General features: G+C 42.2%; 7 protein-coding genes. All 7 read right to left on the minus strand.

The genetic code is table 11. The features are described from left to right. Window positions 1-454 precede the first annotated feature (454 nt). Window positions 455-4,795 carry a KxYKxGKxW signal peptide domain-containing protein gene (locus tag FQT28_RS07340; protein WP_260663458.1) on the minus strand — a complete coding sequence of 1,447 codons (4,341 nt, stop codon included), beginning with the start codon at window positions 4,793-4,795 and terminating at the stop codon, window positions 455-457. Between the two features lie 430 nt (window positions 4,796-5,225). Beyond that, window positions 5,226-5,402, minus strand: a complete 177-nt coding sequence (locus FQT28_RS07350) for an XRE family transcriptional regulator (protein WP_143989835.1) — start codon at window positions 5,400-5,402, stop codon at window positions 5,226-5,228. Window positions 5,403-5,470: 68 nt separating this feature from the next. Then, a complete protein-coding gene (gene gtfB / locus FQT28_RS07355) occupies window positions 5,471-6,799 on the minus strand; it encodes an accessory Sec system glycosylation chaperone GtfB (RefSeq protein WP_143989836.1) in 1,329 nt (442 codons plus the stop codon). A 27-nt stretch (window positions 6,800-6,826) separates the two neighbouring features. Then, on the minus strand, window positions 6,827-8,356 hold the full coding sequence (gtfA, locus tag FQT28_RS07360) for an accessory Sec system glycosyltransferase GtfA (RefSeq protein ID WP_143989837.1): 1,530 nt from the start codon (window positions 8,354-8,356) through the stop codon (window positions 6,827-6,829). A 14-nt stretch (window positions 8,357-8,370) separates the two neighbouring features. Further along, window positions 8,371-9,057 carry a hypothetical protein gene (locus FQT28_RS07365; protein ID WP_038804382.1) on the minus strand — a complete coding sequence of 229 codons (687 nt, stop codon included), beginning with the start codon at window positions 9,055-9,057 and terminating at the stop codon, window positions 8,371-8,373. Between the two features lie 255 nt (window positions 9,058-9,312). Further along, a complete protein-coding gene (locus FQT28_RS07370) occupies window positions 9,313-10,488 on the minus strand; it encodes a family 1 glycosylhydrolase (protein ID WP_125425080.1) in 1,176 nt (391 codons plus the stop codon). Between the two features lie 51 nt (window positions 10,489-10,539). Next, a complete protein-coding gene (locus FQT28_RS07375) occupies window positions 10,540-12,987 on the minus strand; it encodes a hypothetical protein (protein ID WP_143989838.1) in 2,448 nt (815 codons plus the stop codon). Between the last annotated feature and the right edge of the window lie 62 nt (window positions 12,988-13,049).

A 13,049-nucleotide genomic window follows, 5' to 3' on the forward strand; every position in this document is an offset into this window, starting at 1 on the left:
AGAACCTCCTGTTTTAGATATTTGCCTTATTATACAGCTTTAGTTTTATTTAGTCAAGCAATTCCTGTCACAAAAGGTCGAAATTATATTATTTTCTATACAAATTTTAGATTTTTATCTATTTTGTTAGGTATATGCAATGAGTAGTGTAATATTTTTACCTCTTATTCCTAAGTGCTTTAAAAGCTGTCTTGTAATTCGGATATTCTTTTTGGTAGTGATTAATAACCAGTAAGATATCATTAGGTTCTTTAGAACATTTAGAGTGATAATTCTCGTCACTTTGAATATTAGAAAAGAGAGAACCAATCTGATTCTCTCTCATGCTTAATTAGATGTCACTCTCCACAGTTGACAAAGAGCCAAAAACCCCAGATAGCCTTGAGCCATCCGGGGTTCTTGTTTTCATCGCTAAAATGATATCAACAATTTCATTTTAGTCGATTTTTGGGACTTAGTCTTCTAAATCCATTTCAGAAGCTGCTGATTTCTTCTTCTTGCCAAGAAGAGAGGCAGTTGCCAAGGCAGCTACTCCTAATCCAAGACCAGCAAATTGGTTACTTGCAGTTCCTGTATTTGGAAGTTTTCTACCGTTTGAACGTCCTGGTCCAGCAGGTTGTTGTGCAGGAGCTTGTGAGTGGTTCAATGCACTTGAGATTGAAGCACTGTCAGACAAGCTAGCTGAGGTACTTGCGCTATTGCTCAAGCTTGTGCTTGCTGATTCAGATGCACTAATTGATGCGGATACGCTGTTGCTCAAGCTTGCTGAAGTACTTGCTGAAGTTGAGGCATCGCCTGAACCATTGCTTGTACTTGTTGAACCTGAACCGCTACCTGAGTTGTTGCTTGCACTGATTGAAGCTGAAGCTGATTGGCTTGCACTTACAGATGCTGAAGCTGATTGACTAGCTGATACAGATGCTGATTGGCTTGCACTGATGCTTGCACTTACTGATGCTGATGCGCTTTGGCTCGCACTAATTGACGCAGACTGGCTCGCGCTTGCTGAGATAGAAGCTGAGTTCTGGTTGTTAGATGCTGAAGCTGAGGCACTTTGGCTGGCGCTTACTGATGTTGAAGCACTTTGACTTGCACTTACAGATGCGCTTGCTGATTGGCTAGCTGATACAGACGCTGAGTCGCTTGCACTTACAGATGCTGATGCTGATTGGCTAGCTGATATAGATGCTGATTGGCTTGCACTGATGCTTGCACTTACTGATGCTGATGCGCTTTGGCTCGCACTAATTGACGCAGACTGGCTCGCGCTTGCTGAGATAGAAGCTGAGTTCTGGTTGTTAGATGCTGAAGCTGAGGCACTTTGGCTGGCGCTTACTGATGTTGAAGCACTTTGACTTGCACTTACAGATGCGCTTGCTGATTGGCTAGCTGATACAGACGCTGAGTCGCTTGCACTTACTGATGCTGAAGCTGATTGACTAGCTGATACAGATGCTGAAGTTGATTGACTTGAGCTTACTGATGCGCTTGCTGATTGGCTAGCTGATACAGACGCTGAGTCGCTTGCACTTACTGATGCTGATGCTGATTGGCTAGCTGATACAGATGCTGATTGACTTGCACTTACTGATGCTGAGCGACTTGCAGATACTGATGCGCTAGCTGATTGGCTTGCACTTACTGACGCTGAAGCACTTTGACTTGCAGATACTGATGCTGAAGCACTTTGGCTTGCTGATACAGATGCTGATTGACTTGAGCTTACTGATGCGCTAGCTGATTGGCTTGCACTTACTGATGCTGAAGCTGATTGGCTTGAGCTTACTGATGCGCTAGCTGATTGACTTGCACTTACTGACGCTGAAGCACTTTGACTTGCAGATACTGATGCTGAAGCACTTTGGCTTGCTGATACAGATGCTGAAGCACTTTGGCTTGCTGATACAGATGCTGAAGCACTTTGGCTTGCTGATACAGATGCTGAAGCCGATTGACTTGAGCTTACTGATGCTGAAGCTGATTGGCTTGAGCTTACACTTGCTGAGGCTGAACGACTTGCGCTAAGCGATGCGCTAGCTGACGCACTGACCGAACGGCTCGAACTTACAGAAGCTGAAGCTGAGCGACTTGCAGATACTGATGCTGAAGCGGATTGGCTTGAGCTTACAGAAGCCGAAGCTGAGCGACTTGCGCTAAGTGATGCACTCACTGAAGCACTGGCTGAACGACTTGAGCTAAGCGATGCGCTAGCTGACGCACTGGCCGAACGGCTCGAACTTACAGAAGCTGAAGCTGAGCGACTTGCAGATACTGAAGCTGAAGCTGATTGGCTTGAGCTTACAGAAGCCGAAGCTGAGCGACTTGCGCTAAGTGATGCACTCGCTGAAGCACTGGCTGAACGACTTGAGCTTACAGAAGCTGAAGCTGAGCGACTTGCGCTAAGCGATGCGCTGGCTGATGCACTCTGACTAGCACTCAAGCTTGCTGAGTGAGATTGACCGGCGCTAAGCGAAGCACTCGCTGAAGCACTTTGACTTGAACTTACTGAAGCTGAAGCACTTTGACTTGCAGATACTGATGCTGAAACTGATTGGCTAAGGGATCCGCTTTCTTTAACATTTACTTGAATGTCCTTAAAGTTAAGCTGTCCTGCTTCGTCAGTAATCTTATATTTAAGTGTTACAGTTCCTGTTTTAGTAGGCGTTCCAGAAATTTGGATAGACGGGATATAACCAGTTTTACCAGCCCCTGGTTCATTGGTTTTAGTAGTAACTGTTAATCCAAGAGCTTCTAGTTCTTTCTTACCATGAATCAGTTCAACCGCTTGATCTGCAAGGTAAGGACTTTGCCAAGAACCAACAGACTTGTCTCCTTTGTTATTACCATCATGAACATATAAAGTTTCATTAACTCGTTTACCGACTTCAACTTCAGGAACTAGTGGTTCAGGGGAAGGAATTAGTGAGTCTTTACTCTTATTGATAATTGACTCCTGCGCAGCCTCAGTTACAACTTCTTCTGGACGGCCTAGATAGGTAAAGAATTCAGCATCCTTACCTCCCAATCCATCATTATGTCTGACAAGATAATTAGGATTTTCAGTTTTAACAGTCCCCGTAACAGTGACTTTAGGAACATAGGTAAAATCAGCACGTCTTTCCACTCCTTGAACAAACCTCAAGCCCATCGGTTTGGTCCAACCACCATTACCAGTGTACAAAGTAATAGCATTTCTAGCATCTTGCTCATATCTATACTGTTTATCATTATGGAAATAGTAGGTTTCATTGACTGTATCTCCTACTTTATATTTTGCAAGAGGAGCCAGTGCTTCTTTTTTCCCTTCGGCATCATACGTTACAGCAGGTCCCTTAAACTGAGTAGTAGTAAGGTTCATGAATATGCTGGTTTGAGGAAAGCTACGTCCATCAAAGGTCACATCCAGATTGATACTACTTCTAAATGCTTTTGGATTATCACTCTTGAAAGTTACATATGGAATATAACGTCCAGGAGCCACTTCCACACGACCTGTTTCCGAGGTAATATTATATTTCTCTTGTGCTTCTTGCCAGTTTCGAGTCTCTAGAGTTTGTCTTGGAGAAAGTCCTGCAAACTCACTATCCTTATATGAACCGTAAGGATATTCGTCCGCATCAAATTGAGACTTATGCATATAATATGTTACCGAGAAAGGAACACCTGCTCGTCCCAGAAAGACCCGTTGTCTATTTAAACGACCACTTGTTTCTGGAGAGTTGATGCTATATGGATCGGTATTTAGAAAGAAAGGTTCTTTTGATCCAGTATCGATCGGATTTGCTCTAAAACCAGAATACCCTGTCTTTGGTGCAGTCGCTACAGTATTGTCAACCTTTTGGTTTTTCTCAGCTTGCTTGGTTGTATCCTTACCTTGGGCTTGGTTCTTATCTGCTACAACACCAGCTGCGATGTTGTTGCTTGTTGTTGCTGCTTGGCTACTAAGTTGAGTTGCACTAGACAAAGCATCACCGAGTTTGCTTGATGCTAAGCTAGCTGCAGGTTTGGTATCGGCATTGAGTGATGCTGATGTAGAAGTTGAGACAGATGCTTGTACTTCTGATCCACTCGTTGCACTAGTGCTCTCAACTAGTGAAGTTGAAGCTTGAGCGCTCGCTGACGCTGATGGTGTAGAGCTTACTGATGCAGATGCTTTGGCACTTGCTGAAGCTGATACAGGAGCTGATGTTGATTGGCTCGCTGACTCAGATGCTGGAGCAGTTGACTGACTTGCCGATGTTGAGGCACTTGCAGATGCTGATCGACTGACTGATACTGACTGACTCGCTGAGGCAGATTGACTGACTGAAGCTGACTGACTCGCACTCGCTTGAGCCTCAACAGATTGACTGACTGATACAGAAGCTGTTGCAGATGCTTGTTCTGTTTGAGCTTTCTTTACTTCTGCTTGCGCTTGAGCGATGATTGAGTTCGTACTTGTTTCAGTTGTTTCAGCTGCTTTTGGTTCAGCTGCGATGACTGTTTTATCCTTTTCTGTATACTCAGATGTTTCATCCGCATAAACAGTTTGCTCTTGAGTCATCACAAATCCTGCAGCCCCCGCGGCCAGGATTCCCCCTATACCCGCTAGCGTGTTAAGACTAAGGTGTGCGTGATCAAGTTCTTCAGTGTCTGATAGGGTACTAGAGACAACTTCGCCCATCCCACCGATACGGAAGAGATCCAATTGAGAGTTCGAGGCTTTTACCCAGTTTTTCCCCGACTTGTAAAGCTTATAACGCTTTTTCTCATCTACGATCTCGAAATCTTTGTTAAATTTTTTACTTCGAAACATTCGATTCCTTTCTTTTATCCAATTGCGACCCTTTGTTAACCTCATGATCATTAACAAAGCGTAGTTGCGCTGCCCTCTCAAAACCAAAGCCAATAAAACCGCAGTCAGTCTCAGTTTTTATCCCTTTGACTTAGAAAAAGCAGATTCCATCTGGGATATACCAGTTGCTTTTAACTAGTATATACCATTTACTATTCTATCAAAGTAGCTCCTCCTTTTCAAGCATTTATACTCGAAATGACCAACGAAAACGCCTAATTTATACCTAAAATTCGCTTTTAAGTTTCAAATTGTTGGAAGCATTTTATCATCTTTCGAAATCCCTACTCCCGCTTTTCACACTAGTTCAATTAGACAGAGACAAAAAACCTTGACGAGCAAATCGTCAAGGTTCATCTGTTCTAGAGAACTCCTCCGTCCAGAAAAGATCCTAGAAAAAGTGTCCCAACTGCATGAGTAGCGTGACCAAAAGGGTGATGAGAAAGAGAACTCCGCCCAACACAGCAATCATGCTAAAATCTTGTTTCTCCCTTTTTAGGGGTTTCTTTCGATTATCTAGCTGTTCTCGTATATGTTCTTGTAAAATGCCATTGTCCTTGTTAGACATGTGCTCCTCCTTTTCTGTTGATAGAAAGGAACTTGCTTTCATCGAAAGCAAGCCCTTGTCTTATTAGCTTATAAAATTGCCTTGTAGGCTTCCAGATCAGCCTGATTCGCCGCCTGTTTTTGCTTAGCAAGAGCAGCCTCCATCTCAGACGGAAGGGAGAGAACTCCCTGAATCTTACCTACCATGGCTGATACATTTTCCACCGGATAAATGTGGCTTTCTGCAACGAAACGACGATTGTGACAAGTCGTCTCAAAACTGAGAATCAGCATATTATTCTCAAAAGCTGTTCGACTACCATTGAGAATTTCATCGCTGATATTGATGTCCAGATACAAGTCACAGCGAGCAAAAAGTTCATTCACCTTAGCTGGACGAATATTAGGGTAGAGGGAAATATTCGGATAGCGATTTAATTCCATCAAATGACTTGACATCTCAGTGATCGCTCCAATATGGAAATGAACATTTGGTAATTGAGTCAAAAGTGACTCAATTTGCTCGATTTGGTCACTATTCGTCAGGATCAAAGCTTCTGGATTCAGATTATTGAGGCGATGGTATTGATAGAGATAACCAACATTGCGGAAGTAACTCTTCTCTTTTGGTGTTGCAAGCTTGAGGATTTTATCATAAACTTGCTTATCCTGTACTGCGATACGGATGTTGCGATGAGGCAACTGCATCGCTGCTTTCATGTTACCCGGCAACTCCTCTCCAATTGGCTCCTGCCAGAAGAGAATATCCTCTGCTCGTCCTTCTTTCGGAGTCAGACCAACAGCTACTAAAAATGGTGTTGCTAGAGAATTGTAGATAATGCGATCTGTATCATATCCACGATATCGCAAGTAAAAGATTACAAACTCTTGCTTAGAATTGAAAATATGGCGTTTTCCATCAAGAGTTAAGACAATATCCTCTGTTAGATGATTTTCCATAATCACCGTTACATTATCTTGATTAAAGTAGCGTGTATGAGTTGGACGTTGGGCATCATCATAGGTAATCTGTGCAAAGAGACGTCCCTTGCGATTGTAAATGTCTGCAGCGCGTACACGACCTTGATCATCCAACCACTCGACTGCACGCACGCGACGTTCGTGTGTTGGTTGACGGTAAAAGATATTGGCACGTTTCTTACCCATATTCAAGATTTCACCATTAACATTGCTCGAGCGAATTTCCCACAAATGAGGTTTCGGAACAAGGTTAAAATAAAGAGGTAGATCGTCCTCTGAAGCCACATCTCCAGTAAAGTAACTGTAAGGCGACTCGACATCAGGTGCGAGGTAGCCATCGTCTCGGATCACGACAACAGGGCAGTCTAGCCCAGCTGCCTTAAGTGAACGTAGTAAATCAAAACTCGCTTGATCATAGCGTTCAAATAAACAAATCATAGTGTTTATGCCTTTCTTTTCGAATCCCTACTGATGCTGTGCAGATTGAACAAGATCATACCAACGCTGGGCGATATGTTCATCAAGATATGGTTCTGCCACCTCGTAGGACACACGGGATAGATCTTCTTGAGAATGTTGAGTAAATAGCTGGACAATCTTTTCTGCGTATTCCGTTGTCATTGCATCCAAATCGTCTGGACGCGCCTCAGGAATCAAGTAGCCATTTTCCCCATCACGAATAAAGGTTGGATTTCCATAACGTACATCAAAACCAATAATTGGCAGACCAGAGCCAACCGCTTCTAACAAGGTCAAACCAAATCCTTCACTTGTGGAGGCAGAGAGGTAAGCAGAGTAATTTTGATAAACATCTGCCATGTGGTGATGCCCCATCAGACGGATATACTCTTCTGCATTTAACTCATGAATCAACTGCTCCAACATAGCTCTTTCGCCACCCGTACCATAGATATCAAAAGTGATTTCAGGTAATTGCTCATGTGCCTTCACTACAGAGTGAATCAACCAATCGATATGCTTTTCACTGGCCAAGCGCGAAGCTGTAATCAATCCAAACGGCTTGCGCTCTCCTTCTGGATGACGCAATTGATCCAAACTTCCCACCGGAATAGTCAAGATTTCCTTTGGTTTGATGGTTGTATATTGAGCGAATTGTTCTTTGAGTAGGTTCGTTTGCGCATCGGTCGAATTAATGATATAGTCCACTTCGTCAGCATATTCGAACTGATACTCATAATAGTTATTCCATAAAATATAGTCTTTCTCAGCAGGATTTTCACTAAAGTGGTCTGCATGAACGATTACGACTAGCTTTGCAGCGCCCTTATTAGCAAAGATAGCTTGACCAATATCTGTCTCTCGGTCTAAGATCAATAAATCTTTGTCCGTCAGAGACAGACTTCTCATAAAATGCGCGACAAACTCTTGCTTAGAATAGAAAACATGATTTGGGAAACGATAGACTTGCGTCTCCTGTCTACCATCGACTTCATTGATGATTTCTTCATAAGCCACACTGCCATCTTCATTGAGCCAGGTACGTTGATATAATTGCGCATGACCATTCATCGGACTAAAATACTCGATAAAATTCTTCGTATAAGTGTAGTACTCTTTTTGAATCAAACAACCACGCGAAACAATTTCAGCGCGCTCAATCAACTCTTTGTCCATATCACAGGCATAACAAGTCACAAAATCACCATCACCAAATACTAGTCGGATCGTCTTCATATCGGTGTCGCGGATAATTTCGAGGGGCTCTTTATCGAAACTCGCTAAGACCTGTGCTAGCGTATAGGTCGTCGGTGCAATTTTGACATCTGTAAAATGCTGATAAAGCCAGATAACCTCAGAATCTTCAAAGCCGATATTCTTTGTCAAATGTTCAATGTTATCAGCAGATATAAAATCCATAAAGATGAACTTCGCTTCTAAGCCAACACTACGAAGCAATTTTGCACGGTAGATCTGCGCATATTCTACACCACTACTCGCCCAGCCAATCCCCAAATTGATGTTATAAATTGTCATATTTGATTATCCTCTTACAAAAAGTTATCTCGTTTAATTCTTGAAAGACGTTTGATTCTCTTGCCCTTATCATCATCTAACTTATCTTCGTCTTTCTTTTTAGGTTTTGCGCGACGTGAAGTGATGTAGCTGACAGAGATGGTACTATCTGTTCCTGTTTTTGCAAGGGGTTGTTCGAGATGGAGTTTCTCTCTCTCAGGCACCACCTCTTCTTTCTCCTTAGCAACTTCTTCTGGTCTATCAAGTTCTTTACGCAATTCTTGAATTTTTTTGATATCTTTTGGTTTACCATCGATATCGTCTAGTTCTAGAAAATCATCAATTCGACTAATAATATTTTTAATTTTTTCTTTTTGTAAATTATACAATCTCTCAGCCTCTGCCCGTTTTTTTGTCAGAGTATCGATTTCTTCGAGAATAGATTCTCTCGTATCCAAATAGTCTTTTTGCGCCTTTTCTAAAACTTCTTTAGCTTCTTTTTCAGCCCTATCATGAGCTTCAATGACAAGAGATTTGGCATAAATGACTGCTTCACCGATCTCTTTTTCTTGATTCTTCATAGAGTCGATTTTTTTACGTAGAGATTCGATTTTTTCATTCTTCTTTTGAATTTCACGATCGAACCCTTCCTCTAATGCTTCGATACAATCTTCAACTTCCTTAGCACGGTAGTTACCGAACAATGTTTTCTTCAGTCTCATTTTGCTCCCTCTATTCCTTACTTATTCTGATTTACACCACTACCCCTCATTGTAGCATAAAATAGCGCAAATTGCTATTCTTTTCTAAGCTCCAAACAAGGAAAATATCCTAAGCTGCTATCAAGCAAAATCCGAACTTAGCTTAAAGTCCATCTATTTCTAAAAAAATGTCTGATTGATAGATCAGACATTTTCAAAAGTAAAAATACGAACACTACTTCTAGGGTAGAAGAAATTCAGTTATTACTTCCTATTTTAAAAATTTAGTTCCGTCCAAGTAAGTGGTGTATAGCCAAGTAATTCCACACCATCATACTCGACTGTTTTCACGATCTCTTGGATGTTTGTTTTCAATTCTTCAGTTGCTACACTATTTGAATCATCCAAGACCACATCATCTTCCACGACGAAGAGTGGTTTTTGGTAACGATCGTAAAGATTGTTCATCACGAGACGAAGTCCCACAGAATCAATGCGATTTTGATTTTGGCCATTACTTGCATATTTGTTGATAAAAACTTCTTGGGAATTGCTTGATGCATAATAACTGAAGCTGACAAAGTCAATTTTCCCATCTCTTAGGACAAAGAGGTCGTCATTTTCAATATCCAAGGCGATTTGATCACGTTCCAAACGACGCAAAAAGTGATTTGGGTAGTATCCACGCACTTGCACGTCTGTAAACAAATAATTTTCCCTATCTTTGACTTCTGCTTCCATTACATCAATAGCATTTTCAGTTTGCTGACTGTAGTTTTTACTAACAACCATCATCCCACCAAACTGAAACTCTGGGTTGATTGTTTTTCCGAGCTTGATTGCACGTGCAGAAGCAACTAATTGATAATGAGCTGCTTGCCAAATCACCTGTTCTTGATTGTCATCTGCTCCAAAAGACAATCCTCCACCAAGAAACGGCAAATGGTGCAAAACGTTGAACTCATTGAAGGTAATCCAATACTTCACTTTGTCCTTAAAGTACTGAAAGACAGCTTCTGCATAACGCTCAAAGAGTTCAATCATCTTGCGGCTTTTCCAAGCTCCATATTTTTCGTATAGATTCAGTGGAAGGTCAAAGTGACTCAAGGTCACAATCGGTTCGATATCTTTTTCTAATACGTCATCGATGATTGCTTCATAATATTTCAATCCCTCTTCACTCGGCTGCAGCTCTTCACCATTTGGAAAGATGCGTGCCCAAGAGATCGAGATTCTATAGGCATTAAAACCCATTGATTGAATCAAATTCAGCTCTTCCGTATAATCTCTCTGAGCTACTGAAGCAAATCTCCCTAGGATATCATAAGATCCTAAAGGTACATTTTTATAGTCAACTGTTCCATTCAGAACTTCTATCCGAGATTGGTCAACTGGTAATACATCTGTAGTACCCAAACCTTTGTTACTATTTGACATCATATTTCTAATCATAGTGGCTCCTTTTGATTTTTATTATTTCTATTTAATGATTGCAAGTTCTTTTTAGAAGGATTTCTCATCTTCCCTTTTTTGAGTAATAGCAGCCAAACCAGACAATTCACTTGCAACATTTCTTAAGTCACGTGCTAGGGGCTGCGAACCTGGTCTGAGTAGGTGATAGAGTTGGCGTTCCGTCATCCTTAAATTTGTTCCATTTGATTCTGAATAGTGAGATAGATGTTTCAGAGAGTCTTGCAAATCTACATTCTTTATTGATTCTTCTCTATTTTCAAGCTTCTGTTGCTCCTCAGCAATATGTGCTTGAGATGATTCTTCTTCAAAAATTTCAGGCGTCATCACTCCTTGCACTTTTTGCTGGTGAGTTAGAGGGCTCATATCCAGTTCAGAGAGGCTCTTATACAGACGTTCCGAAGCATGCAAGTCATGCGCGAATACTTCTGTCTCCGCCACACTCTGTCTATAGGAACCAAATTCTGATTCTAACATACTATAGGATTGAGATAGGGATGCTTTCCTGAAACTCACCGAATCAGCTACACTCTGACTTTGACTTAAGGATTCAGATATTTGTTGGCTTTGACTTAAGGATTCGGACTCACTGAGATAGAGGATTTCGCTCAAACTTAACGACTCGGACTCAGAAAGTAGATGAGAAATCATCTCACTCAAGGAAAGAGATTCAGAAATCGATTCCCATTCACTCTGGCTCAGGCTATAGAACTCAGACTCTGAGACACTCTGACTCGCTTGCTCCGATTCGGAAGAACTCCACCACTCTGATTCTGAGTGACTTTGGGATTCGGATATGGATTCCCATTCACTCTGGCTCAGGCTATAGAACTCGGACTCGGAAACACTCTGACTGGCTTGCTCTGATTCGGAGTAGCTCCACCACTCTGATTCTGAATAACTTTGAGATTCTGAAACGGTTTCCCACTCACTCTGGCTCAAGCTATAGAACTCAGACTCGGAAATACTCTGACTGGCTTGCTCCGATTCGGAAGAACTCCACCACTCTGATTCTGAGTGACTTTGGGATTCGGATATGGATTCCCATTCACTCTGACTCAGGCTATAGAACTCGGACTCGGAAACACTCTGACTGGCTTGCTCTGATTCGGAGTAGCTCCACCACTCTGATTCTGAATAACTTTGAGATTCTGAAACGGTTTCCCACTCACTCTGGCTCAAGCTATAGAACTCAGACTTGGAAATACTCTGACTTGCTTGTTCTGATTCGGAATAACTCCACCACTCTTCTTCTGAGTGACTTTGGGATTCGGATATGGATTCCCATTCACTCTGGCTCAGGCTATAGAACTCGGACTCAGAAACACTCTGACTCGCTTGTTCTGATTCGGAAGAACTCCACCACTCTGATTCTGAGTGACTTTGGGAGTCTGAAACAGATTCCCACTCGCTCTGGCTTAGGCTATAGAACTCAGACTCGGAGACACTCTGACTCGCTTGCTCTGATTCGGAAGAACTCCACCACTCTGCTTCTGAAGAGCTTTGGGATTCGGAAACGGATTCCCACTCACTCTGGCTTAGGCTATAGAACTCAGACTCGGAAACACTCTGACTCGCTTGCTCTGATTCGGAAGAGCTCCACCACTCTGATTCTGAAGAGCTTTGGGATTCGGATATCGATTCCCATTCACTCTGACTTAGGCTATAGAACTCAGACTCGGAAACACTCTGACTCGCTTGCTCTGATTCGGAAGAGATTTGGGATTCGGATATGGATTCCCATTCACTCTGGCTCAGGCTATAGAACTCGGACTCAGAAATACTCTGACTTGCTTGTTCTGATTCGGAGTAGCTCCACCACTCTTCTTCTGAGTGACTTTGGGATTCGGATATGGATTCCCACTCACTCTGACTCAGGCTATAGAACTCAGACTCGGAGACACTCTGACTCGCTTGTTCCGATTCACTCAAGGAAAGGGACTCGGAGTATGCAATACTTTCACTCAAAGAGAATGCATCCGTATCCTGACAAAGGGACTCCCCTGTCAAATGCTCAGAAACAGAGAGGCTATCAACCAAGGAAAGGGACTCAAATTCAGATTCTGAAGAAGAGACCACTAATGAGTAGTTCTCAGACATGGACTCTCGAAGCGAGAATCCTTTTGCTGATATACTCTGGCTAAACGACTCACTGTACGAATCTGCGACAGAAAGGCTGAGGGAAGCTAAAGCGCTAGTTGACAAACTCTGACTAACATTCCTTATCAAGTCAGCCACTCCCAAACTGTTCCTTTCCTGAAAGTCTTCTAAGGCTTCCATGACAGAAACTGATTCTGTTGGTAACTCAAGATCTTCACTAGCACTCAGAATAATTTCCTTTTGCTCTTTGAGTTTTCGACTAACGGGCTTTGATTTAGTTGCATCCGGGCTACGGTAATCACTATCTTCCCTACCCTTTTGCTTAAACTTTGATATCAAACGTTTAAATCCCTTTAGCTCTTCGTTATTATTTTTGCTCATAATATGATTTTCTCCAAAAATACAGTTATATCATCATTATAAAGTCTACAACAGAATCTGTC

The sequence above is a fragment of the Streptococcus oralis genome (assembly GCF_901543815.1).
In the GTDB taxonomy this organism is placed as follows: Bacteria; Bacillota; Bacilli; order Lactobacillales; family Streptococcaceae; genus Streptococcus; species Streptococcus oralis_CM.

Bases quoted from the DNA above. Each gene is read 5' to 3' on its own strand.
- FQT28_RS07340 (WP_260663458.1), bottom strand. From the start codon at position 4,795: ATGTTTCGAAGTAAAAAATTTAACAAAGATTTCGAGATCGTAGATGAG.
- FQT28_RS07350 (WP_143989835.1), bottom strand. From the start codon at position 5,402: ATGTCTAACAAGGACAATGGCATTTTACAAGAACATATACGAGAACAG.
- gtfB (WP_143989836.1), bottom strand. From the start codon at position 6,799: ATGATTTGTTTATTTGAACGCTATGATCAAGCGAGTTTTGATTTACTA.
- gtfA (WP_143989837.1), bottom strand. From the start codon at position 8,356: ATGACAATTTATAACATCAATTTGGGGATTGGCTGGGCGAGTAGTGGT.
- FQT28_RS07365 (WP_038804382.1), bottom strand. From the start codon at position 9,057: ATGAGACTGAAGAAAACATTGTTCGGTAACTACCGTGCTAAGGAAGTT.
- FQT28_RS07370 (WP_125425080.1), bottom strand. From the start codon at position 10,488: ATGATTAGAAATATGATGTCAAATAGTAACAAAGGTTTGGGTACTACA.
- FQT28_RS07375 (WP_143989838.1), bottom strand. From the start codon at position 12,987: ATGAGCAAAAATAATAACGAAGAGCTAAAGGGATTTAAACGTTTGATA.